This is a genomic window from Advenella sp. S44 (assembly GCF_002810445.1).
Taxonomy (GTDB): Bacteria; Pseudomonadota; Gammaproteobacteria; order Burkholderiales; family Burkholderiaceae_B; genus Advenella.
In genome coordinates this window covers 325,393-349,755 of record NZ_NEXS01000011.1, presented here as the reverse complement: position 1 = coordinate 349,755, position 24,363 = coordinate 325,393, and the positions used below count along the sequence as shown (strand labels likewise).

At 51.3% G+C, this 24,363-nt stretch carries 23 protein-coding genes; 9 read left to right on the top strand and 14 right to left on the bottom strand.

What is annotated here, in order from left to right:
- From CAP48_RS20505 to CAP48_RS19385, 3 genes are all read right to left on the bottom strand, one after another.
- Positions 1-212 (bottom strand): transposase (locus CAP48_RS20505; protein ID WP_153045727.1); only part of this gene is annotated, 212 nt, incomplete at its 3' end.
- Between the two features lie 67 nt (positions 213-279).
- Positions 280-2,151, bottom strand: coding sequence for a hypothetical protein (locus CAP48_RS19390; protein WP_100699507.1), 1,872 nt, complete (start codon positions 2,149-2,151; stop codon positions 280-282).
- Between the two features lie 13 nt (positions 2,152-2,164).
- On the bottom strand, positions 2,165-3,325 hold the full coding sequence (locus tag CAP48_RS19385; protein ID WP_100699506.1) for a glycosyltransferase: 1,161 nt from the start codon (positions 3,323-3,325) through the stop codon (positions 2,165-2,167).
- A gap of 449 nt (positions 3,326-3,774) precedes the next feature.
- Here CAP48_RS19385 and CAP48_RS19380 point away from each other — a divergent pair, with 449 nt between their 5' ends.
- From CAP48_RS19380 to CAP48_RS19365, 4 genes are all read left to right on the top strand, one after another.
- On the top strand, positions 3,775-5,193 hold the full coding sequence (locus tag CAP48_RS19380) for a mannose-1-phosphate guanylyltransferase/mannose-6-phosphate isomerase (RefSeq protein ID WP_100699505.1): 1,419 nt from the start codon (positions 3,775-3,777) through the stop codon (positions 5,191-5,193).
- 410 nt (positions 5,194-5,603) lie between these two features.
- Entirely contained in the window at positions 5,604-7,235 is a 1,632-nt protein-coding gene (locus CAP48_RS19375) for a Hint domain-containing protein (RefSeq protein WP_100699504.1), read from the top strand.
- A 527-nt stretch (positions 7,236-7,762) separates the two neighbouring features.
- Entirely contained in the window at positions 7,763-8,683 is a 921-nt protein-coding gene (locus CAP48_RS19370; RefSeq protein WP_242444568.1) for a glycosyltransferase, read from the top strand.
- On the top strand, positions 8,680-10,704 hold the full coding sequence (locus CAP48_RS19365; protein WP_100699503.1) for a capsular polysaccharide biosynthesis protein: 2,025 nt from the start codon (positions 8,680-8,682) through the stop codon (positions 10,702-10,704). The genes CAP48_RS19370 and CAP48_RS19365 overlap by 4 nt, the downstream gene beginning before the upstream one ends.
- 62 nt (positions 10,705-10,766) lie before the next feature.
- Here the strand turns inward: CAP48_RS19365 and CAP48_RS19360 are convergent, their stop codons facing one another.
- From CAP48_RS19360 to CAP48_RS19340, 5 genes are all read right to left on the bottom strand, one after another.
- On the bottom strand, positions 10,767-10,991 hold the full coding sequence (locus CAP48_RS19360) for a hypothetical protein (protein WP_100699502.1): 225 nt from the start codon (positions 10,989-10,991) through the stop codon (positions 10,767-10,769).
- 160 nt (positions 10,992-11,151) lie between these two features.
- Positions 11,152-12,087 (bottom strand): hydroxyacid dehydrogenase, encoded by a 936-nt coding sequence (locus tag CAP48_RS19355; RefSeq protein WP_100699501.1) that lies wholly within the window; start codon positions 12,085-12,087, stop codon positions 11,152-11,154.
- A 26-nt stretch (positions 12,088-12,113) separates the two neighbouring features.
- A complete protein-coding gene (locus tag CAP48_RS19350) occupies positions 12,114-13,112 on the bottom strand; it encodes a tripartite tricarboxylate transporter substrate binding protein (RefSeq protein WP_100699500.1) in 999 nt (332 codons plus the stop codon).
- A 64-nt stretch (positions 13,113-13,176) separates the two neighbouring features.
- Positions 13,177-14,352 (bottom strand): UxaA family hydrolase, encoded by a 1,176-nt coding sequence (locus CAP48_RS19345; protein ID WP_100699499.1) that lies wholly within the window; start codon positions 14,350-14,352, stop codon positions 13,177-13,179.
- A 60-nt stretch (positions 14,353-14,412) separates the two neighbouring features.
- Complete coding sequence (locus CAP48_RS19340) at positions 14,413-14,694, bottom strand: UxaA family hydrolase (protein WP_014752347.1); 282 nt, start codon at positions 14,692-14,694, stop codon at positions 14,413-14,415.
- Positions 14,695-14,889: 195 nt separating this feature from the next.
- On the opposite strand from CAP48_RS19340, the gene CAP48_RS19335 reads away from it, so the two are divergent.
- Positions 14,890-15,621: a GntR family transcriptional regulator gene (locus tag CAP48_RS19335; protein ID WP_100699498.1), complete on the top strand. Its 732-nt coding sequence runs from the start codon at positions 14,890-14,892 to the stop codon at positions 15,619-15,621.
- 491 nt (positions 15,622-16,112) lie between these two features.
- On the opposite strand, the gene CAP48_RS19330 is transcribed toward CAP48_RS19335, so the two are convergent.
- The 5 genes from CAP48_RS19330 to CAP48_RS19310 all read right to left on the bottom strand — a co-directional run bounded on the left by CAP48_RS19330 (position 16,113) and on the right by CAP48_RS19310 (position 21,037).
- A complete protein-coding gene (locus CAP48_RS19330; protein ID WP_100699497.1) occupies positions 16,113-16,841 on the bottom strand; it encodes an enoyl-CoA hydratase/isomerase family protein in 729 nt (242 codons plus the stop codon).
- 118 nt (positions 16,842-16,959) lie between these two features.
- Positions 16,960-17,754, bottom strand: a complete 795-nt coding sequence (locus CAP48_RS19325; protein WP_100699496.1) for an IclR family transcriptional regulator — start codon at positions 17,752-17,754, stop codon at positions 16,960-16,962.
- A gap of 203 nt (positions 17,755-17,957) precedes the next feature.
- Positions 17,958-19,154 (bottom strand): CaiB/BaiF CoA-transferase family protein, encoded by a 1,197-nt coding sequence (locus CAP48_RS19320; RefSeq protein WP_100699495.1) that lies wholly within the window; start codon positions 19,152-19,154, stop codon positions 17,958-17,960.
- Positions 19,155-19,169: 15 nt separating this feature from the next.
- Complete coding sequence (locus tag CAP48_RS19315; RefSeq protein WP_100699494.1) at positions 19,170-20,177, bottom strand: tripartite tricarboxylate transporter substrate binding protein; 1,008 nt, start codon at positions 20,175-20,177, stop codon at positions 19,170-19,172.
- A 20-nt stretch (positions 20,178-20,197) separates the two neighbouring features.
- Positions 20,198-21,037, bottom strand: coding sequence for a CoA ester lyase (locus CAP48_RS19310; protein WP_100699493.1), 840 nt, complete (start codon positions 21,035-21,037; stop codon positions 20,198-20,200).
- 198 nt (positions 21,038-21,235) lie between these two features.
- Between CAP48_RS19310 and CAP48_RS19305 the strand changes: the two genes are divergently transcribed.
- From CAP48_RS19305 to CAP48_RS19290, 4 genes are all read left to right on the top strand, one after another.
- Positions 21,236-21,433 (top strand): heavy-metal-associated domain-containing protein, encoded by a 198-nt coding sequence (locus CAP48_RS19305; protein WP_100699492.1) that lies wholly within the window; start codon positions 21,236-21,238, stop codon positions 21,431-21,433.
- Between the two features lie 122 nt (positions 21,434-21,555).
- The gene (locus CAP48_RS19300) at positions 21,556-21,972 is read left to right on the top strand and encodes a DUF411 domain-containing protein (protein ID WP_100699491.1); all 417 of its coding nucleotides are present in this window, start codon (positions 21,556-21,558) and stop codon (positions 21,970-21,972) included.
- Positions 21,973-22,131: 159 nt separating this feature from the next.
- Positions 22,132-22,533 carry a DUF305 domain-containing protein gene (locus tag CAP48_RS19295; protein ID WP_242444567.1) on the top strand — a complete coding sequence of 134 codons (402 nt, stop codon included), beginning with the start codon at positions 22,132-22,134 and terminating at the stop codon, positions 22,531-22,533.
- A 116-nt stretch (positions 22,534-22,649) separates the two neighbouring features.
- On the top strand, positions 22,650-23,540 hold the full coding sequence (locus CAP48_RS19290) for a LysR substrate-binding domain-containing protein (protein WP_100699490.1): 891 nt from the start codon (positions 22,650-22,652) through the stop codon (positions 23,538-23,540).
- Between the two features lie 77 nt (positions 23,541-23,617).
- On the opposite strand, the gene CAP48_RS19285 is transcribed toward CAP48_RS19290, so the two are convergent.
- Positions 23,618-24,343, bottom strand: coding sequence for an amino acid ABC transporter ATP-binding protein (locus CAP48_RS19285; protein WP_100699489.1), 726 nt, complete (start codon positions 24,341-24,343; stop codon positions 23,618-23,620).
- Positions 24,344-24,363 lie beyond the last annotated feature (20 nt).

The following is a 24,363-nucleotide window of genomic DNA, read 5'->3' as shown; positions in this document are numbered from 1 at the left end:
TCAGCATACATCTGCTTTAAGCGACGATTCTCCTCCTCGAGCTCTTTGAGTCGTTTTACGTCGGAGAGCTCCATGCCGCCATATTTGGCTCGCCATTTATAAAATGTGGAGTTACCTACATGATGCTTGCGGCACAGCTCTTTAATCGGTATCCCAGCTTCCGCTTCTTTCAACATCGCCACAATTTGGCTTTCTGTCATCCGTTTGCTCATCGTAAAAATCCTTTTTTCTTAGTGTAAGAAAAATTCTACGCTTCAGCTGTATTATTTTAGGGGATAGTTACACAATGACATAGCTCGTGAGTTTGTCTTTAGCATTTGTTGTTGCCACGTTTGTCGAGGGGGACCAAGTTGGGCTTAGCGACTCTAGCTCTGATAAAAATAGCCGGGCCTGATTACGTAATGCTGCATTTCTTATATTATTCAAGATGTGGGTGGAGAGTTTTGTTGGCTCGGCTAAGTCGCCTAGGCGACAATAAGTCTGTAACGCCTGGTTTAGAACGGCTGGAGCGTTTGGAAATTTTTTTGTTAAGCATGCGAGCAGCGATCTGGTTGCTGTTGACGGTAATTCCGTATCAGTCAAAATGACATCATATGAATCCTGAGTAACCCTTTCTGGTATGAGGACGTGAAACTGCGAAAATTTTAGTTGAACATTCGAGATTGTTACATCGGCGCTATTTAATATTTTTATTCCTAAATGGCGGCATGTTTCAGGAGGCTGAAATAGAGCAACCGATGTGATTATGCTTTCGGATATTTCGGTTGCAACGGATTCCGTATCAGGTGAGAGTATTAATGTAAACGAGTCGATCTGAAAAATATGGCCAAAAACGGAATTATGAGGAGCCAGATCTATCGAAAGCGGAGTATGGCTTGCATCATAGAAAGTAATTAAGGTTTCTACATTTGGCGAAGCGACGTATGGTTTTGCTTCACGTGGTGTCGAAACTTGGAGTAGGGATTTCCACAAAGGTGAAATTTCTAAAAGTACTTCGTCATCAAACCGGGCTCTGGGTTGGCTATGTGCGAAGGTGAAATTCTTGGTAATTTTTTTTAAAGTGTTAGCTATCTTTAGAAATACCGTGTCAAATTGGGACAGCCCGAATGTAAGATCAAGATAGTTTGCATTTTCCGGAACATAAATATTCAGTTTTTCTTTGTGCCGTTTGTTACCTGTGTCCGAGAGCGAGATGGACTTTTCGTGAAAATTAAAAAGCGTGGTGCCGTCTGATGAGCGTTTGTCACTGCCGGTTCGTGTTAGCACTTCAAATGTTTCATTGTCGCAGTAGGCAACATATTGCAGAGGCAATTCATATACTTCGCCGCCAATATGGCCGGGCGGAACTGCGATTCGGATCGTCTCTTGCGGGCTGATTCGCTGCCAGCTGTGAGAATCCATGAGATTCGTGTAAATGGGATATACCTCAATTTTAGGGCTTCTTTTAAACTCAAAATTGATTGCACTTTCTAAACCATATACTCTAAGCTGCATCGATGTGGCTGATTTTGGGGGCAGTAGGCACAGCTCAAATACGTTTGCGTCGCCAGTTCGATGTATATATTTGAAATATCCATAGCGAGCAGAGTATGCAAGGTTTAGGTGTGGACCTTGAATTTCATTTTCATCTTGATCTAAATATACTATTGAAATTAGACCTGCGTTGCGTGTATCGATTTTCTTGGTGAAGTACAAGGTCAGTTTATTTGGTAGTTGCGAGGTTATCGGTAATCTGGTTTCGAGCAACGGCAGATTGCCGCTAATACATTCAATACTTTTTAACGGCTTTAGGTGGTCGATTTTTGATTCACCTTCTAAAATTATTAACCGCACAGTGCGAGCAAGTTTCGGTACGGTTATTGTTCGTTTTAACCATTCCCCTTTTTCAGATCCCGTTGTTGAGGGTATATAGAGAAAATTTCCATAGATGGGGGAAAAAAAAGCTCCGTCGTAATTCTCCTCGATTGGTTTTGATGTTGCATCTAAAAAGAGGATGCGGCATAGTAGGGCGCGTGCGCTAGTTGTTAGATCCTTTGAATTGGCGGTAATACGGATTCTGAGCTTTTCATTCGGCTTTGTGATGAAATCTTTTTGCAACAAAGGATTGTCAAGTCGCTGTTGAGCTTTGCAGCTGATTGTTGTTTTTTTCATGGTGTTTCCGTACTTACCTGTTCATGTCTTCCATTAAATTCGATGTGACAGCGTCAAAAAATCTTTTTGAAATGTCCTTTGGTCTATGGTGTTTCAATATATCTATAAATTTGCCCTCCGAGATTCTGTAAAAAATCGACCGATGAAGCGCATCAATTAGCTCATCGCCTGGACGTTCGGTATAGAGCAGTGTGGTGTCTGTATTGTAAGTCTGTTTGATTCCAGGAGAATAAGGGGCTACAAGTTCCTTTTTGAACGTTGCTGCTAATAACGCAATACCTGAGTTTAAGGTTTTCTTATACGGCGCAACTACAACGTCAGCGGCATTGAAGAAAATCTGAATATCTCTATCTTCCATCGAATCCTGAATAAATGTTATCGAATCAGCCGCCCCCATTTCTATCGAAATTTCACGTATGTATTCAGTATCCACAGGTTTTCCAGCGATCACTAATCGAAGTCGCAGTGTAGGGTTCTCATTCTTCATAATTTTGAACGCACGTACTAATTCCAGTACGCCCTTGTATCTCTGGATTGAACCGAAAGCTAAAAATATAAACTCATTAAAACCTAGTCCTAAGTACTGGCGTGCGCTTGTGCGGTCAATAATATTGGGGTACCAGCCCTCATAGGAGGGATGAGGAATATGAAAAATCTTTTTATTTTCGATCGGATAAAACTCACTTGCAATCTCGATGGAATCCTCTGAAAGGATATGTATCGCGTCGCAATAGTTGATGATTTTTTTTCGCAATGCGATTTCTGCTTCAAAAAAAACACTTTCATGTGGAAGTACGTTATGCATTGTCCACAATAATTTATGACCTAGTGCACGCCAATTTTCTAATTTCTTTTCAAATTGTTGTACACAAAAATCGGCATGGCCTTTACTCGTGCAAGCTTTTAGAACGGAGGCTACCCAGTGAAGGTGAATTACGGACCGATTGCGCCAATTTACAGTACTTAGATTTTTAAATTTGGTTGTCGGGACAAGTGCGTAACCTCCAGCTGTAGCGCTGCAATATAACAGCTGCTGAAAAGGATTTAGCACCGAAACGGGCGAGTACGATAAGACGTACGGCAGTGCCGCGTCTTTCTGGGCTTGGGCACATACGGCATTTAAGAAAATGTCAGTAGAAGATCGCCCGCCATTTAGTAAATCTTGATTAATCATTTGCTTTATTTAATATGTATAAAATTTTTATAAAAGAAAATTTTTGTCGGCTTTATAGACTCTTCGGCAAGAATACATTAATCTAAGAATACTATTTCTGAAATTAATCGAGGAGCAAACTCCAATTTGAGCGCTGCACTTATTCTTATAGTCAAGGTTAAATCATAATAGTTGAAAGTTTAAACGTTGGGCTCATTATGTAAATGTGACCTTCTGGAATCCGCCCGTATATTGGCATGTAGTATGCAACGGGATGTGGGAATGGGCCAAATACATGTTGTTATCCAAATGGAGAAAACTAGCATTGATGTTCTTCGGAAAGGAATGAACAGATAATTAGGGTACAATATTTCGCGCAGGCTAGCGCGACGATTCGTAATTAATGCGAATCTGGCGGTCAGCGATACTCTAGCTATACGCTGAAATAGTGATCGACCTGGAAAAGAATAATGAGTCTAATAATACCAGTGATATTGGCAGGTGGGGCTGGAACGAGATTATGGCCACTGTCCCGGGAAGCATATCCAAAGCAGTTCTTAACCCTGGCTGGTGAACGATCACTGTTGCAACAAACGTGGCTGGGTATTGCCGGGCTAGCAGGTCGATCGCCAATCGTGGTCGCCAGTGAAGAGCATCGTTTTATCGTCTCAGAACACTTACGCCAGGTTAACGTCAGCCCGTCTGCATTGCTATTGGAACCAGTTGGTCGCAATACGGCGCCGGCAGTTGCAGTAGCGGCACTGCAGGCGTATGAAATGGGGCTTGATCCACTATTGCTCGTCTTGCCATCAGATCACGTCATTGCGGACGCCGATCAATTTACCTTAGCGGTCAAGCTTGCTGCCGACGCGGCCGAGCAGGGCAAGCTCGTCACTTTCGGGATCAAGCCTACGCATCCGGAAACGGGTTATGGATATATCAAGCGGCATCCGGGAAGTGGTATTCAGCCAGTAGAGCAGTTTGTTGAAAAGCCTGGCCTGGCGGTCGCGCAAGAATATGTACACAGCGGGCGTTACGTCTGGAATAGCGGGATATTTTTGTTCAAGGCCAGTATCTATCTGGCCGAATTAAGAACGTATCGTCCCGATATTCTGTCGCTGTGTTATGAGGCGCTTAAGCAGTCCAGTGTGGATCTGGATTTTATAAGGCTGAACCGCGAGCTGTTTGAAAAAATCCCCGCAATATCCGTCGATTATGCAGTGATGGAAAAAACCACAAAAGCAGTGGTGCTGGAACTTGACGCTGGCTGGAGCGATATCGGCTCCTGGGATTCGCTGTGGGAGGCATCGCATCCAGATGCAAACGGGAATGTGAATGTTGGGGAGGTCATTTCCAGAGATTGTACGAACATGCTTACTCTATCGGAATCAAGACTCGTTGCAACGCTGGGCCTGGACGATATTATTGTTGTGGATACGGTAGATGCACTGTTGGTTGCGCATCGCAGCCGCTCGCAAGACATAAAGCAAATCGTCGCTGATTTGAAAAAACAGGGACATGTCGAGGCGACAGCTCATCGCAAAGTTTACCGGCCCTGGGGCACTTATGAGCTGATCACCGAGGGTGCGAACTTTAGCGTTAAGAAAATCATGGTCAAGCCGGGCGCAGCACTTAGTATGCAGACGCACCAGCATCGTTCGGAGCACTGGGTGGTCGTGGTTGGTACCGCTCAGATCACGAGGGACAATACGCTGCAGGTGCTTCATGCAAACGAAAGCGCATATATCCCGGTGGGCGTTCGCCATCGCCTGGCAAATATTGGCGAATCGCCTCTGGAGGTGATAGAGGTGCAGTCGGGAACCTACCTGGGGGAAGATGATATCGTGCGGTATGACGATGATTACGGCAGAGTGCCCGATCAGGTCTGAAAGGCCGGCCATCGTATGGCCTGGAGTGCCGAGTTAGTGACGTTGGCAAATCGTTGTTTTGTGAGCAGCCTGCCCATCGAAAAGTCATTTGACAGTCCTCGCAATGACAATTTTATTAGGTGTTTACCCTTGGAATATCCCTGAAAACAAGTAATTGTCGCAATAAGTAAAAATTCGAGACTATGGTAACTTGTTTCATTCAATTTCCCATGTAATAATCACATACGAAATATTTCAATTGGACTATCTTTGTCCTGGATATTTCCGCTCTACGGCAAATAGGGACGTTGTCTGAACCAAAGTCTGCTCCCAGCTTGCCGAGATATATCTGTATAAGCTAGTTGATGTGCTTCGAGTTGCAATTCATGCAACCAAAATTAATAAATTCAACTTTTATGGATAGGTGAATAATGGCTACAGTAAATTTAGATATTGGTGGAGTGTTACAACCCACTACAGCAACCGTTGATCAAAGTGATTACGATGGCGATACGCTGCTTAATGCACGAGCATTAAGCCCGACTACTACGTTGAACGTCAACAATTCAACAGGCAGCGATGATGTCCTCGAATTGCAGCAGACGATCTCAGTTGGTTTGCTTTCAACCAGCACAGTGAATTTGGGTGACGATGCGAATGTGAAACTGACCGGCCTGGCTGGCGTTAACGTTGGTTCTACGTTCAATTACAACCTTTCTGAGGGCTCAACCCTCGAAATGACATCGGACTTTCTGTCTCTGGGATTGGGAAATTCAATCAATGTAGACTTGGGTGAAGACGCCACATCGACTTTTATCTATGATTCTACTGGCATCAATGTCGAGCTCTCTGGATATCCTAACATCTCCGGTGTGACGGCAGGCGACCAGATTCAGGTTGTTGGCGCGACTAGCGGTGAGTATGTTAACGGCGATCTGATCTTTAAAAATGATCAGGGCGTTACGGTCGGCCGTTTCAATGCCGATGACCTGGACCCTGATTTGGTCAGATTTGAAGGCGGTAACATGACTTATGCTTGCTTCCTCAAAGGCACGCATATCGCGACACCAGAAGGCGACGTTCAGGTTGAAACGTTGAAAGCCGGCGACAAAGTGCTGACTGCTTCTGGCGGTGTTGCTACGGTGAAATGGCTGGGTCATCGTACGCTGTACAAAAGCCGTATTCCTGCCAAGGATGCGGTACGTGCATTTCCTATCCTGATCAAAAAAGACGCCATTGCAGACAATGTGCCACACGCTGATTTGATTGTTTCTCCTGGCCACCACCTGGAGTTCAACGGCGCGCTGGTTCCTGCCATGATGCTGGTCAATGGCCAGACAATCGTTCAGCAGTTTGAGCGTCGCTCGTTCGAATACTTCCACGTTGAGCTGGAGCAGTTCGATATTATCCTGGCCGAAGGCGTGCCTGCAGAGTCTTACGTAGATATGGGTAACCGTTCTATGTTCCAGAATGCAGACGAAGTTGCCATGAATCCGGATTTTGGACCATCAGAAGGCCGTCCGAACATCGAAGGTATTGTGATTGCACGTGAGGGCGCGATCGTTGAAGCCATTCGCAAGCAATTGCTGGCGCGTGCAGAACAGCTGACAGGTGCACAGCGCACGACAGATGCAGCCCTGTGCGTCGAAGTTGATGGTCACATTATCCAGGCAACGCCAGAGTTCGTCAAAGAAGGTGTATACCGCTTTGAACTGCCTGAAAATGCCGGTGACGTGCGTATCGTTTCGCGCTCTTCCCTGGTGCGTGACGTAACGCATCTGGCCCGCCGTGATATCCGTCGCGTCGGTGTTGGCCTCTCGGCAATTGCCTTCACAGACAGCAACGGTCGTCACGATATTGACCTGATGGACAGCCGTATCAGTGGCATGAACAAAGCCCAGGACGTTAAGGGGACTGCCATGCGCTGGACAACAGGCTCTGCAGTAATTCCAGCTGGCGTTATTCAGTCAGCCGGCAAAGCCACACTGGAGTTGACTGTGCTGCGTACGTACACGTACTGGTTGGACAACGCTTCTGAACAGGCAGCTGTAAAAGCGGCTTAAGACGAAGTTCCAGTCCGATTTGCGGGTTTAGTCGCTTTTTAACCAGGTCCGCTTTTCAGGCGCAGACAAATGGGCATGCAGAGTTTTCGGCATGCCCATTTTTTATGGTGTCCGTCACGGCGCCCATCATGGGAAATTCCTGCGGGCAACTTGCGGCGTACGTGGCTTGGCAGAACCGGCCTGGGCTGGCTCGCATGCCAGTGGTTTGGCAGGGTAGCGAAGGAACGAACTGGCGCTTATCCCGATTGTTGTTTGTCGTTGTCTATCTTTGCAATCATTGTACTGAGCAGTAAGAATAAACGTTACAATTATGACGTGCAAAAGAACAGGCGAATTGCCCGGTTCGTCGTCTAAAATAGCCCGTTGTCATAAATACTACATACGTGATAAGTTTTCTGAACTCTCTAAAGTCTCCGCTGGGAGGATCGCCAGTCCTTCCTGGCGGTTGCTTTGCCCATTTGAAAATCGCGTTGATCTCTGATGAATTTACGCGCGTATGTATCAGCCAAAACGCCCGTGTAAAGAACTTGTCGCCCCTCAACTACAAGCATTTGCTCAAATTCTGGAAACCCGATCTGGTTTTAGTGGAATCGGCCTGGAAGGGAATCGACGAATCGTGGAAATTTCAAGTCGCCAGCTATCCGGATCATCCCGAAAGAAATAATAAGTCTTTGAAAAAGCTGGTGAAATACGCCAGAAGCCGTGGTGTTCCGACGGTTTTCTGGAATAAGGAAGATGGCGTGCATTTCGAGCGGTTTATCGACTCGGCCCGCTTATGTGATTATATTTTTACCGTCGATGAGACTTGCGTGCCCCGTTACCGAGAGCAAGTGGCCGATAGCGTGTACGTGGGTACGCTGCCGTTCCCGGTTCAGCCGCTTTTTCACCGGTTTACCGGGTTTGATTTCAAATATCATACCGCGAACTTCGTGGGCAGTTACAGCCGTCATATGCACGATAATCGCCGGTATTGGCAGGATAATGCCTTTCAGGCATGTTCAGATTCCGGCCTGGGACTAATCGTTTACGATCGTAATTCGGACCGGAAAGCGGCGCATTACCGTTATCCAGCACTGCCTTGCGTGCAGGTGCGCCATGTCATCAAGCACGAAGCAACGGCCATGGTGTACAAGGACAACCTTGTCACGTTGAACGTCAATACGATCGTGGATTCACCCAGCATGTATTCGCGCCGCTTGATAGAGGCGCTGGCTTGCGGCGCAATCATTGTTTCCAACCCCAGCCTCTCAATGGAGCGCATGTTCAGCCAGTTCTGTCATATAGTCAATACCCGCGAGGAAATGATGGCTACGTTCGAGCGGCTCAAGCATGGTCCTTCGCCAGACGACCTGGAACGCGCCCGCGCCGGTGCTCATTTTGTGCTGGCCAATCACACCTGGGAAGATCGCTTGCGTCAGCTCGTGCAAACGCTGGGTTTGAGCGCATGACAGACAGGCAGCAGGTGATCTCTGGCAAAAGGGTGTCATTCTATGCTGTCAGTGCGCTGGACATCGGCCTTTGGCGCAATCGCAAGTTACCTGCATTTCTGGATGCTCCACTCAAAATCGCTTGCTTTGGAACGCCCAACGGGGCAGTGCGTCTGGGTTGGGGGCGCAAAAAGAGCGGCCTGAGGGCCGTGCGTATGGCCGCTGCGGCCGGGACGCAATGCTGTTTGCTCGAAGACGGGTTTTTGCGTTCTGTCGGCCTTGGTGTTGACGAACCTGCCTTGTCCCTCTTGTTTGATCACCAGGGGATCTATTACGATGCAGGCTGCCCGTCCTGGCTTGAGCATCTGGTTGCGCAACCGCTGGACGTGGCTGCTATTGCCCGAACCCAATCGCTTATTTCACTATGGCGTCGGCATCGCGTATCCAAATATAACCATTTACCCGAATTTGACGGTCCGTTGCCCGCCCGGTATGTATTGCTGGCAGACCAGACATTTGGTGATGCGTCGTTGCGTTATGGCCAGGCTTCGGCGCAAGACTTTACCGCAATGCTAGAGAGCGCGTTGCAGCAGCATGTCGATTGCAGCGTCCTGATCAAGGTCCATCCCGATGTGTTCGCAGGCCATAAAACAGGGCACTTTGATCTGGCATCGCTACAGAATCATCCTCGTGTCACGATTCTGGCGGATAACGTTCATCCGGTCCGGCTTATCGAACAGGCGCAGGCAGTGTATACCGTGACTTCGCAAATTGGGTTTGAGGCACTGCTTTGGGACACGCCGGTATTCACGTTTGGCATGCCGTTCTATGCAGGCTACGGGCTGACGACGGACGCGAAGGTTGCGCCGGCACGTCGCCAGCGCGCCTCACGCGAGCAATTGGTGCACGCCGCACTGGTTCGCTATGCGCGCTACCTGGATCCGGAAACCGGCGCATTGTGCGAGCCCGAGAGGCTGATCGAATGGATGGGATTGCAACGGCGCATGCGTCATCGTTTTGCCGCGCCCGTCTATGCGCCGAATTTTTCGCGTTGGAAAAAACCTATTGTGCAGCGGTTTTTTCAGGGTGCAGAGGTGCAGTTTTTGGAAAAGGCCAGTGATTTTCCCGGCGAAGGCACCTTGGCGGTCTGGGGGCGAGCTGCCGACACGCAGCAATTTGCCGACCAACGCGTGTTTCTAGAAGACGGGTTCCTGCGCTCGGTCGGTCTGGGCGCCGATCTGGTGCAGCCGCTGTCGTGGGTGATTGATCGCTCTGGCATTTATTATGATTCGGGCAGCACCTCGGATCTGGAAAATATTCTTCAGGCCTCAATCTTTGACGACGCGCTGCGTCAGCGTGCCAGGGCGCTTCGCGAACGGATTGTGGCGGCGAACCTGACCAAGTACAACGTCGGGTCCGGGCGATGGCAGCGTCCGGCCAGCGCCACGCGTGTGATTCTGGTGCCGGGTCAGGTGGAAACGGATGCGTCCATCAAGTATGGATCTCCCGTGGTTCGGCGCAATATGGATTTGCTCAAGGCGGTGCGTAATGCCAATCCGGATGCCTACGTCGTTTATAAGCCGCATCCGGATGTCGTGGCCGGCCTGCGTGATGCAGGGCAGAATGAGCAGCAGGCGTTGCAATGGTGCGATGAGGTGGTAGTAGATTGCCCGATTGGCGAGCTGTTCGCATTGGTGGATGAGGTGCATGTGCTGACCTCACTGGCGGGTTTCGAGGCATTGCTGCGCGGGCGCCGGGTGGTCACCTTTGGGCAGCCATTCTATGCCGGCTGGGGGTTAACACAGGACCAGTATCCGGTTGCACGCCGTACCCGCACATTGACGCTGGACGAATTGGTGGCAGGCGTTCTGATTCTGTACCCAGCCTACGTGAGCCGACGTTCAGCCCGTTACACCACGCCGGAAAACGCACTGGACGAATTGCTGGACTGGAAGGCGTCAGGAGTAAGCGCCATGCCGCCATGGCGCAAGGCGCTACGCCCTGTATTGGGGTTTATTGCCTGGCTCCGCGGCAAACGCTAGACCAGCCCACGCGCGTCTATCCGGTTGGCACAAGGCTTCGCGAGCGTGATTAATTCCCGTACTTAGCCGGGTCTGAGAGCCCGCTCTTCTATTTCCTGTTCGAACGATTTACCGCAGAGTTTGCAACGGTCTTCATAACTCGGATCGCAGGAGATCTCTATCATTTCATCGGCGTCTTCGAACGCGCTCATTTCAGAAACAGCACAGGCGTTGCATACCAGGACATTCGTATGTACTGCATTCAATTCTTCGGGTTCCTGACCTGAGTAGACAGAAAACATTTTCATATCGTCTCCATTATAACGAATTGAATTTCTTAGTATTTCTGTCATTATAGCGGCTTGGTCGGTATTTGAGTTATTGGTATTTTTGCCGTTGTCTGTGATTTCTGGCCTGCCTAATTCACATGAGTGGCGGCGCAACAGACCGTCAGTACAACTGTTTTCGTTATTTACCCTTCAAATACGCCATCACCTTCTCCGCAATCACACTCGACACCCGCTCATTAGCTTCTTCTGTCAAGCCGGCAATATGCGGCGTCAACATCAGGTTTGGCATATCGGGCAGGTTATTGTCCGCTTTGACCGGCTCATCTTCGAACACATCCAGGGCCGCGCCGCGTAGTTTGCCCGCCTGCAGGGCAGCCACCAGCGCCTGTTCATCCACAATCCCTCCACGCGAGGTGTTAATCAGGACTGCGTTCTCTTTCATCAGGCCGATACGACGGGCATTGAGCAAATGCCGGGTCTCCTTTGTCAAAGGCGTGTGCAGGCTGATCACATCGCTGTGTTGCAGCAGATCGTCCAGCGACATCGGCGTTGCGCCGGTTTCAGCCCAGATCGGGCTGTTGGTATTGATCATGGGGTCATACGCTGCAATCTTCATGCCCAGCGCGCTGGCCAGTGTCGCGGTGAGCCTGCCTATGCCTCCAAATCCGACCAGGCCCAATGTGCGTCCGGCCACTTCCAGGCCATGGTTTAACTGAGGCCGCGGCCAATTTCCCGCCCTTACCTGGCTACTGGCCATGTAGGCGCCGCGCAGCAACACGAATGTGGTGGCAATCACATACTCGGCCACCGCCTGGGCATTGGCGCCCACCGCAGGGTAGACCATGATGTCCTTTTCTGCGCACAGCTCCATATCGATATTATCCAGTCCCACACCCAGTCTGCCGACGACCCGCAAGTGTGGGGCGTTCGCCAGCAGTTCGGCATTGACCTGGGTGCGATTGCGCACAATCAGGGCAGAGGCATCGCTCAGGCTCTGACACAGCGTTTCCGGGTTATCGACAAGTTCCGGTCGATAGTCCACCTGCGCCACCTGGCGCAGGCGTTCCACTGCCGGTTCGTCCATGAATTCAGAGATGACGATTGTGTTGCTCATGTTAACGGCCATATTCCATTTGTGGTTTAATTGACTTTGATGTCTGCGTCTTTGATCGTTTTGGCCAGTTTCCCAATCTGGTCATGCAGATAGGTTTTGAATTGGTCTGGCCCCATTGGATCGGGGATGAAACCGAGCTTGATCAGTTGCTCACCCATGGCTTTTTCGCCCACGACGCCGGTGACCTGCTCGCTTATCTGCTTGATCAGGGCCGGGTCTGTGCCTTTGGGCGCTAAAAGGCCAGTGAAGTTGTCAACCATCAGTTTGGGCATTCCTGCTTCTGCAGTGGTTGGCACGTCCGGCACGGCAGCAGAGCGTTTGTCGGCTGTGAGCGCCAGCGCCCGCAACTTGCCTTGTTGTACATAAGGCAAAGACTCAGGATAGTTGGAGAACACAACATCCAGCTGGCCGCCAATCAGATCGATCATGGAGGGCGCGCCGCCTTTATACGGGATATGCGTCATTTTGGTTTTTGTCAGGTCCTGGAACAGTGCCATGGCGATATGCGGAGGCGTACCGGTACCGCTGCTGCCTACGTTCAGCGTTTTGTTCTTGGCGGTGTCTATCAGGTCCTGCAGGGTTTTGATGGGGCTGTTTTGCGGCACCACGACCATGATGGCAGAGGAGGCGATTTTGGCGACGGGGACAAAATCATTTTCAATGTCGTAACCGGCCTTTTGCCCGAACAGGGTCTTGTTGACGGCATGCGTCATGGTAATAGCCAGCCAGGTTGTGCCGTCCGGTTTGGCACGGGCCGCTTCCGATGCGCCCAGGTTGGCGTTGGCGCCGGCCTTGTTGTTCACCACAATATTCCAGCCGGTTTTATCGCCCACGCCCTTGGCGACCATGCGGGCGGCAACATCGGTCAGACCGCCCGGGGCAAACGGCACGATATAGGTAATATATTGATCCGGTTTCCATTCAGCCTGTGCCGAAGGGACCACAATCGCGGTCCCTGTGCAGAACAATGACAACACTGCGAGTTTAAGTATGCTGCGTTTTGTTGCGTTGTGACTATGCTTCATGGGGTGTCTCCTCCACGATTGTGATTGGCGGCCGGCCCGTTTTTTTTATGCCGGCCGTCCCGTTTTAGGCGCTCTCAAATAGCCGTGTCAGGACAAATTCGCGATGACCCAGTGCTTCGGCAGATGTCCAGCGACCGTTGGCGGTTGCCAGCATGCATTCGAGCAGTTTGTCTCCTGCCTGATCCAGGTTGATTTCACGCTGCAGCAGGCCAGAGGTGTCCACGTCAACGTGTTCCGACATGGTTCTGACTGTACGCGGGTTAGCGCATATTTTGATGACAGGGAGTATCGGATTGCCGATGACGTTGCCCTGGCCGGTGGGGAAAAAGTGCACCGCATAGCCCGAAGCCGCGCAAAGTGTAACCATTTCGGCGGCAGCCGACGAGGAATCCATGAACCACAGGCCCTTGCCAGTGGGCATTTCCGCCTTGTCCAGCACACCGTCCACCATGCATTTTTTGCCGATTTTCTGGATATTGCCCAATGCCTTTTCTTCAATCGTGGTCAGGCCGCCTGCGATATTGCCCTTGGTGGGTTGCGATTCGGACAGATCAGACGTTTTCCAGCGATTGATCATGTCCTGATAGCGATTGAACATGAACATGAAGTCTTCGCGCACTTTGTCGTTGGCACAGCGGGCGGCCACGATTTGCTCACCGCCGGTCAGCTCGGAGGTTTCACCAAACACAAGTGTGTTGCCGGTGGCATATAGCTTGTCAAAGGCGTCACCCACCGTCGGGTTGGCGCCACAGCCTGATGTGGTGTCCGATTCACCACATTTTGTAGAGACCCATAAATCGGAAATGGGGCATTCAACACGCTCCAGCGCCGTGGCGTAATGCACAAATTCCTTGGCTTTTTTGGACGCGCGCATAATCGTGTCGTGATCGCCATGCAGCTCGATGCTAAAGCCGGCTACCGGTTTGCCGGTTTGCGCGATGGCATCGACCACTTTTTTGGTCCAGCCCTCTTCAATGCCGATGACGACGACAGCAGCCACGTTGGGGTTGCATCCTGTGCCAATCAGCGTGCGAAAGTGCAGGTCCAGGTCGGCGCCAAATTGCAACCGGCCGTAAGGGTGAGGGATGCCGATTGTGCCCTTGATGTTGTTGGCAACAGCTTCCACCGCTGCATTGGAGATATCGTCAACAGGCAGAATCACAACGTGATTGCGTATCCCGACGCGCCCGTTGTCTCTTTTGTATCCGCGAAATGTGGTGTTTGAATCAATAATGGCCATGAGTAAATCCTTGCTGTAAGTTCTCAGTCGATAGCGGTTGCGGCAATGCGTTTGCCGTGCTTACCAGCGCTTGGTTTTGATGTTATGCACGTGGGCGTGGTCGCCGGCGCTGATGGGAGCCACCACTTTGCCGATATCGACGCTGTATTTGAAGACAGTATCGCCATCTTTCATGTCTACCAGCGCCACTTTGTGTCCGATAGGGATGTCCTGGGTGGCTTTGACAGTAATGATTTTGTCTTCTTCCATATTCCAGCAGCTCAGTTCCATTCCGGCGGTAATGCCTTCGACGACGGCAACGGCAACGGTGTCCTTTGAATCATGCAGTACGGCATGGATCATCGTTTTCTCCTTAAATTGACAATTGATATGAGTTCGATTGCGTAGCGATTTTCAATAAATAATAAATGCAATATTCATTCAAGTCAACTATATCATCTATATGAATATTTAGAAAACGGAAAGGCGTGAATTCTGCTGGCGTCAAAGGCGAAAGCCGTGGCATCATTCATGCAAGTCATTTAAAATTTGCCACCTATGAACAACAAAGATTTCTTTTTGCCGGGAACTCCCCTTTATTTCGCAGTCAAGCAGTCGCTGCTCGCAGCGCTGGCCAGCGGCGAATGGGTGCGTGGTCAGGCCATTCCGCCTGAGAATCAGCTGGCCGAAAAGTTCGGTGTCTCTATCGGTACGCTGCGCAAGGCGGTCGACGAACTGGTCAGCGAACATATTCTGATCCGTCACCAGGGACGCGGCACGTTCGTAGCCACGCACGAGAGTGATCAGCATTTTTTCAAGTTCTTCCGGATCCAGCGCAAGGATGGTTTCAAATCCTATCCCACAACACGTCTATTGAAATTTCGTCGGCGCAAGGCAACACGCGAGGCCAGCGAACGGTTGCAACTACCCAAAGACGCAAGCGTGTTCCATTTTTTCAATTTACTAAGCCTCAATAACGATCTGGTCATGATCGACGAGATCCAGGTGCCGGAAATTCTTTTTGCGACACTGACAGAGAAAAGCCTGGCAGAGCGATCAAGCACGCTATATAACTTTTATCAGAATAATTTTGGTATCAATATTATCGACACCCGGGAAAAGCTCAGTGTGTGTGTGGCCGATAGCGCTGTTGCCGACTGGCTGGAGATCGCTCAGGCGACGCCACTGCTATTGATCGATCGCACCGCCTACACATATCAGGATAGGCCTGTGGAGTGGCGCCAGACGAGGGTCAATACTGCCAAATACGAATACATCGCAAAAGACTGAAAGTGCTCAAATGAAACCGGCGTTAAATTGCTTCAAAACCAAACAGAGCACGGCGTTTATTAGCGAAGCATTGGTCTACGGCATTCCGGTACAAATGCAGCTGCCGCCCGCTTACGCGCCCGGGTATTGAGGCCTTGATGAGCAGGCGCGACCGGCTTGAAAATACCGCGCCAAATGACCACATTTCGTTAAAATCGCGTAATCAGTCATTTCAAAAATTAACCTGTGGTGTGTAAATGACAATGTTGATTGCATTATTTACAAAAAATGCTAAATAGGTGTTACAACGCGCCGGTAATCTGCGTTGTTTTGTATAGAATACGCTCCGTACGAGTGATATTCACCTATCCATCGTACTTTTGCGCCCTGGCTCTTAAAGAGCCAGGGCTTTTTTTGGCGCGCTTCGTGGGGGGAGTCCGCCTGTGGGACTACTTTGACGCCAGTTGGGAAGCGCATTCGTCAGTCCGGTGGGTTCCTGATGTGGCCTCAGGTTACTGAGCCGGTTTCAGGTAGGCGCGGATACGATCCTTTAGGCCCGGCGCTGCTGCAGAACGAACCAGCGCGGCCAGGTTCTCGTCCGATTCCGCCTGGCCGTACAGCACTCTGTATAGATTTTGGCGCGTGATGTCGGACAAGATCGCGTTATCGGTTTCCGCCTGTTCGATGATGCCCTGCCAGTCAGCTTGATCCTGCAAGGTCTGCATGAATCCTGTTTTGAGCGCCTCTTCGGCATCAATCGTGCGTGTACTTGACAGAATTTCCAGCGCGTTCTGTGTGCCCACAATATTCTGAAAGCGGCGTGTACCCAGGATCAGTCCGAATTTGATGCCTGGAAAGCGAAACGTCGTGCCATTGGCCGCAATACGGCGCTTGCATGAAGCAATAAGATCGGCGCCGGCGCCAAAATTACGTCCGTGACATAAGGCCAGTGTCATGGCAGGCGAGGTTGCCAGCAGGTCCAGCATGATTTCAATCTGCACGATTCGCCGCAACAGGTCGCCCTCGCTTGCCGTTTCCAGATCGCTAAAGTCAAACCCCGCGCAAAAGTTTTTGCCATTGCCCCGGAATACCAAGAGTGAAATATTTTCCTGATGAGCCTGCTGTATTCCTTCAGTCAGAGCCTGCACCAGGGCAGGCGACAGGGCATTCATTTTCTCGGGCCGGTTCAGGGTGAAAATCCATGACTGCTCCCGTCGTTCAATAAGTAAAGGCTCGTTCATGCATTCTCTCCCTGTGTAGTCATGCGCGACAGGACCTGTTCGTTGTGTTGGCCCAGTCGCGGCGGGCGGACAGCGATGCGTATTTTTACGCCTTGCAGCGTGGTTTCTTGCTTCATAGTTATTGGCTCACAGAGGGGTTCGTATTCGTTTGATTCGTTGAAATGGCGGGGACATATCCTGCCTCGCCGGAAATGTCGCGGGCAGCCGCCAGCACCAGCGGCGACCACCGTTTCATATTCTCGATAGTCAGTCTTTCCAGCGGCCCCGAGATCCCGAGCGCGGCGATGACCTTGTTGTGCCCGTCAAAGATCGGCGCGGCGATTCCTCCCACATTGCTGCGCCACTCTCCCCGGTTGATGGCAAAACCGGCGCGCGCAATATTGGCCAGTTCTTCTTTGAGTGCGGTCAGTGAGGTGAGGGTGTTCTCGGTATGACGGATGAGGTCGGCCGTATGGCGGTTGAGATATTCATCACTCTGGAAAGCGAGCATGGCCTTGCCGGTCGCTACCGCATGTGCCGGCGCGCGCCCGCCAATAATGGAATAGGCGCGAACTGGATTCGGGCTGTCAATTTTGTCTATGTAAATGACATCAAGCTGGTCTAAAACAGAAAGATGCACGGTCTCCCGTGTGTGCTGGGCGACGCGGCGCATGAGTGGAGTGGCAATTTTGCGCACATCCAGCCGGGCAAGTCGTTGTGCTGCCAGCTCAAAGACTTTCAGAGTCGGTTTGTAGCCGCCTGAATGGCTGCTTTTTTCCACGTACCCGGCCGCGATCAGAGTCTGCAGGGTGCGGTGCGTGTTGCTCCTGGTCAGCCCGGCTGCAACGGCAAGGTCATCAATCGTATTGGGTTGATCTTCCTGAGCGCAGATGATTTCAAATAGCCCCAGGCCTTTGAGCAGGGTTTTGTCCATGAAAATCTCAAGTAATGACGCTTTGGGTTCTGAGTTTTAAAAATCCGAACTGGAACCACAATTTCTCGACGGCTTTTCATTATATGCAATTTTATTTTTTATTCAAGAAATAGAATGGTTATCCTATATGTTGGGATTAAACGGCTGTTCCAGTCGGGAAAGAGAGTCGGCTACCGTGACCTTGTCACGAAGCAATTTCAGTATCAGCGCACGATGCCATGTTTTAGGAGGGTATTGATATCTTTTGCTGAATACCCGTATTCCGACAGTAACTCGCTCGTGTGTTCCCCGAAATCGGGCGCCGCCCGTTCCGTGGCGCAGGCCGCGTGATCCATTTTAATCAGGCCGGTAATGCTCTTGTATTTACCGATTTTGCTGTGTGAAAATTCGCGCACCAGGCCTTCGGCCAGTACCTGCGGGTGTTCGAACATATCATCAACCGGTCTGACCATGGCGCAAGGCACCCGGGTGCCAAAATGCGCTTCCCACTCTGACGCGCTGCGTTGTTGGAGCGCATTTCTTATGATGGGGATGATGATGTTGGCATGTTCGGCGCGCTTGCGCACCGTGTCGTAGCGTGCGTCCGTCGCCAGCCACTGCAGGCCCAGCAAAGTGCACAGTGCTTCCCAGAAGTGCGGGGTATTGGCCGACAGATAAATGAACCCGTTCTTCGTCGGATGGATGCCGGTGATGCCACCCGAGCGCATATCGCGTTCGATATTCTTCGGCTCGCCTTCTGCCCAGACCAGGCGCGTGGACTGCATGGTCAGCGCGCTGGCAAGTAGTGAGACTTCCACATACGAGCCCTGGCCGGTGCGCTCCCGCTTAAACAGCGCCGCATTGACGCTATTGGCGATCATCGCACTGGCGTAGAAATCAACAACAGAGCCATAGACAATTTCCGGCCCGGCTTTGCCCATCCCCTGTGAGTCGCAAATACCTGACATGGCTTGCAGCACCTGATCATATCCGGCATTGTCGGCCATGGGGCCGGCCGAACCATAACCGGTCATGGCGCAGTAAACCAGTTTCGGATTCAGTTGTGATAAGGCTTGGTAGTCAATTTTCAGGCGGGCCGGAACCTTGGGTCGGAAATTATGCACCAGGACATCCGCCTTACACACCAGTTTCAAGAAGATGTCGTAGCCTTCCGGGGTTTTCAGGTCAATGCTGATCCCGCGCTTGCCACGATTGACGCCGATAAACGCCCGGCTTTCATGTTCCAGCGTAGAGGGGTATTTGCGCAGATTATCGCCCTCGGGCGGTTCGATCTTGATCACCTGTGCACCCAGGTCGGACAGCAATGTGCAACCATAGGGGCCGGCGATGTAGGCGCTTAAATCCAATACCTGGATACCGGCCAAAGGCAATTCATTATTTGCTGAAACTGTTGATGTCATAAAGCTGATCCGTATCTATTTCTGTACATGAATATCGCTATCGCGGGCGACGTTTTTCCATAGTGTGATGTTTTCTTCGATTTCCTTGTCAAAATCGGCCGGCGTCATATACGCTGATTCTGCGCCCTCTCTGACAAAGAATTTTTGGAGTTCGGCATCGGCTGTGACCTGTTTGAGCGCATCATTCAGTTTTGTCACAATGGCGTCGGGTGTGCCTTTGGGCGCCAGAATGCCCCACCAGATCTTGAAGTTGTAGTTGGGTATGTCGTCTGCGATAGTGGGCAAATCAGGCGCCACCGCACTTTTCTGGCTGCTGGTCACACCCAGGGCAATGGCTTTGCCGGTGCCTACTGCCGGCAACAGCGACGGGCCGCTGGCGATCAACACATCGACCTGATCGCCAATCAATGCATTTGTTGCCGGCCCCATGCCCTTGAATGGAACGTGCGTCATGTCTATTTTGGCTAGCGAGTTCATCATTTCGGTCGCAAACTGGTTGCTGCTGCCAGGACCTGAAGACGAATAATTGAGTTTGCCCGGATTTGCTCTGGCATATTCAAGCAGATCGCTGACCTTGTTGAATCCGAGCGTTTTGCGCACGGCCAAAATAAACGGGCCTTCGGCCATCAGGCCCACGCCTCGCAGATCGCCAATGGGATCAAAGGGCAACGATGGCTGGATCGCGGCATTGGTTGTAAAACTGGAGGACACGGCCGCCAGTGTGTAGCCGTCCGGCTTGGCGCGGGCAACCTGCATGGTGCCGATAGAGCCGCGGGCACCGCCTTTATTCTCAATCACAACCGTCGTCTTAAGCAGTGTACCCAGCTTCATGCCTACGGCCCGTGCGAACGTGTCATTGGAGCCGCCTGGAGGATAAGGCACTACAAGCGTGATGGGCCGATCGCCCGGAAAGCTGGCGGGGTCGGCGGCAACGGCGGCGGCCGGCAACGCCATGACAGAGGCAAGCAATGTGGCGCTGGCCAATCTCGTAACGTGCTTATGGTTCAACGGATTTTTTCTCACTTTTGTCTCCTGGGGTTTTTCTATGATTCGCCGATTTGGCGCAGAATCATTTTTGCTTTGTTGATAAATGGGACATCAATCATCTGGCCGTCAAGGACATAGGCGCCATGACTGGCCTGGTCTGCCGACTCCACGATTTTTCGCGCCCAGTCAATTTCTTTGCGGGTGGGTGTAAATACTTCGTTTGCAATCGCAATCTGGGAGGGATGAATACAGGTTTTTCCCAGAAATCCGACAGATTTTGCCAGCAGCGCTTCCTGGCGATAGCCTTCGCTGTTGCTGATATCGGTATAGGCGCTGTCATAGGCATATATACCCGCGCTACCTGCTGCCAGTCGCACACTCATCATCACATGATGTACGGTGGCCGGTTCGTAGCGATGGATGCCCAGCGGTTCAAACAAGTCGCCAAGGCCTAGCTGCAAGCCGGCGATGCGCTTGTCTGTCGCCGCAATGTCCTCGGCGTTGACCAAGGCCAGGGCGGTTTCGATGTTGACCAGAATTGAGGGCGGTTTGTCCAAAACGGCGGCAAGGCTGTCAAAAGCCACGAAAAAATCCCGCATTTGCTCTGGCGACTCGATCTTCGGAATGTTGATCAGATCCACAGACTCCACCATGCAAGCCTTCAGATCCTCTTCGAACCAGGGAGTGCCCATGTCGTTGATACGCACGATGATGGTCTTTGTCTGTGATTCGGGTGCTACTGCGTGCAGAAAATCGCTTAATTGCTGCCGCGCCTGGTTCTTGTGAGGCTCCAGTACGGCGTCTTCCAGGTCAAACGAGATGCCATCGGCCTGACTGTGGATCGCTTTTTCGAACAATTCAGGTCGTGATGCCGGCACGAATAATTTGCTTTTCACTGTCTGCTCCTTTTGTATGCGCAGATCATAAGGCAGCGACGATAGAAAAAACGCCTCTATTTTTATCTTAAAAAGATAGATGTTCTATCTTTTGTGGGGTGCGGTCCGAGAGATGGGGGAGCGAAAGCGCTTGACCTTCCTACGGTGGCAAGGTTTATTCTTAAATCCGTAATCACTTCACCCTATAGGAACGATCGTATGCAATTTCACATCGAGAACATGACTTGCGGCGCTTGCGTGCGCAGAGTGACAGCAGCAGTCCATTCCATTGATCCGGCGGCCCAGGTCACGGCAGATGTGGGTGAGCACCGTGTACAGGTGCAGTCCGCTGGCACACAGGAGCAGCTTATGGCAGTCCTTGATGAGGCGGGGTATCCTGCGCGCCCCGTCGGCTAAACGGGCGCGGTCCAGGCGATGTCAATAAGACCCAGGCGATTGTGCGACAGCGTTTTCCATTGCCCGGGAACTGATGAAAGGTCAAAATCGGACAAAGGCCTATTGAATTTTGAGGTTGTTAAATGAAAACGTACGTAATTGCAGCAGCGCTTTTGACGGCTGCGTCCGGCGCCTACGCCAGCGACAAATCACTCACGGTGTATTTCGATCCTAATTGCGGTTGTTGTACCGGATGGGTTCAGCACATGCGCGAATCGGGCTTTGCGGTGAATGCCGTCAAGACAGGCGACATGGCTGCTGTCAAGCAAAAGCTGGGGGTGCCCGCAGGGCTTGAGTCCTGTCACACAGGCGTCATTGATACCACCGGACAAATTGTTGAAGGTCATGTACCGGCGTCCGTGGTGAATAAGCTTATCGCTCGCGAAACAACAACCGGAGTATCAGCGCCAGGCATGCCCGCCAATTCTCCCGGCATGGGGCCCATGGATGGCAATCTGGTCACAGTGGACTTCACCGGGCAACCGTTTTCCAGAGACTGATTCAGGAAAGTTGATCGAGGTTGACATGGCGCAGGCAGCGGTGCCCTCAAACGGTTTGGGCTTTGCCTGACACAGCCTGGCCGACGACGGCGCGGTGCCGCAGGCCGCGCGCAGCTTCTGCGTTTACATGTTATTTTTTAACCATTCCAGGGAATGATTATGCACAAAAAAACAGTACCAATCACAATTGGCTTTGTTTGTCGCCGCCTGTCTATCGCAGCGCTTATGGTGGGCCTGGCTGCTACGCCAATGCTGGCGCAGGCCCAGACAACGGGGCATGCGCATATGAGCGCGGGTGATGCCCCCCGGGATATGCATGGCTCCATGATGAACATGCAGCAGCAAATGGATTCAGTGAAAGCCTCGGGAGATATAGATTATGACTTTGCCGTTATGATGCGTATTCATCACCAGGGCGCAGTAGATATGGCTCGCATGGAACTGGCAAAAGGCAAAGACCCGCAAATGAAAGCCATGGCCAAAGAGATTATTGCTGCGCAGGAAAAGGAAATCGCCCAGTTCGACCAATGGATCGCCCAGCATAAGAAGCAACAACATTAAACAACATTAGTCCGGTCCAGGCGGTAACGCTGGTTTTTTAGGCAAGTCCATTCAAGCGGCGCGCGTATGACAAGCGTGCTGTGTTGCCACAACCGTCGGGAGTAGAATGGTTAGTTATGAACACTAACTTTATCCGCAGTTTTCTGCTGGTTCACCAGCTTGGCTCTATGGCACAGGCTGCACGCAAGCTGAATGTGACCCACGGTACGGTGGCGCAGCAGATTGCCTCGCTCGAACAGGAGATCGGCGTCGCGCTGGTAGCGCGTGCAGGCCGAACCGTTCATGTCACCGAGGCCGGCCTGCGTCTGATTGACCGGCTGGCTTTCATCGTGAGCGAAGTAGATGCATTACCGGGTCTTGCCAATTCAAATGAAATCCGTGGCGAGCTACGGATCGGCGCGGGCAATAGCGTGCTAAACAGCATTCTGCCCGATATTCTCAGTCTTCTGGTGCAGCGTTATCCCGAAGTGAATGTCGTGGTGCAGCCGGGCGTGTCGCCCGATTTCTATCGTGATATCGAGAATGGTAATCTGGACGCCGCTATCGCCATCGAGCCACCGTACACCCTGCCTAAAACGCAGCAATGGTTTTTGCTGCGTGAAGAGCCTTTCATGCTGCTCGCCTCGGAAGCGCACCGGGGGAAGAATCCGGCGCAGCTGCTGCGCTCAGAACCGTTCATTCGATATGACCATCATAGCTGGAGCGGCAAGCTGATCGAGCAATATCTGCGTGCCATGGCCATCGTACCGACCGAGCGTTTCGAGTTAAACGCAATTGAATCGATCGCACTTATGGTCAATCAGAACCTGGGCGTTGCGATTATTCCGGACTCGGCCAATTTGTATAAGCGTGACCTCAAAATCATCAAGCTGCCTTTGCCCGAAGTGAGTGCGCCCAGGCGCTTCGGCCTGGTCTGGTCGCGCAAATCGTCGCGCATTCGCTTGCTACAGGCTTTTCGCGAAGCGGCGCAGACAGCATATCAATCATTGAATGAAAGAAATCGTTAAAGCAAGGGCTGACGGTCTGCATTACGGCAAGCGGTCATGCATGTGCTTGCCGGTTACAGTGGCGCATTCTAATTTTCTCAGTGCAAAATATCAGCCATGAATTTGCGCGCTCGTTCGTGAGTGGCATTGGTAAAAAAATCGTTGGTGCTAGCATCTTCCAGAAGTTGCCCCTGGTCCATAAACCAGACTCGGTCGGCCACTTCTCGGGCGAAGTTCATTTCATGGGTGACGCAGACCATTGTCATGCCGTCGGCTGCCAGTTTTTTCATCACGTTCAACACTTCGCCTACCATTTCGGGGTCCAGGGCGCTGGTCGGTTCGTCAAATAAAATCACGGGCGGCTGTTGCGCAAGTGCCCTGGCGATCGCCACCCGCTGCTGCTGCCCTCCCGAAAGATTGGCTGGCATTTCATCTTTCTTGGCATAAAGACCAACCTTGTCCAGCAACGCCTCGGCGATCTCATAAGCCTGCTGTCTGGATTGGCCCGCCACTTTGATCGGCGACAAGGCCACGTTGTCCTTTACAGATAGATGGGGGAACAGATTAAAGTGCTGAAAAACAAAGCCGATTTTTGCACGCAATTGATTAATATTAACGCCTTTGTCGTTGATGCATTGGCCCTGGATGCTGATCGAGCCGCTTGCAATGTCTTCAAGCTTGTTGATTGTGCGGATCATGGTTGATTTGCCGGAACCGGATGGCCCGCAAACCACGACCACTTCACCGGCGTTGACTTGCCCATTGATATCGCGCAAAGCGTGGTAGTTCTTATACCATTTGTTAACGTTTTCAAATTTAATCATGATTAGTCTCCGTAATATGA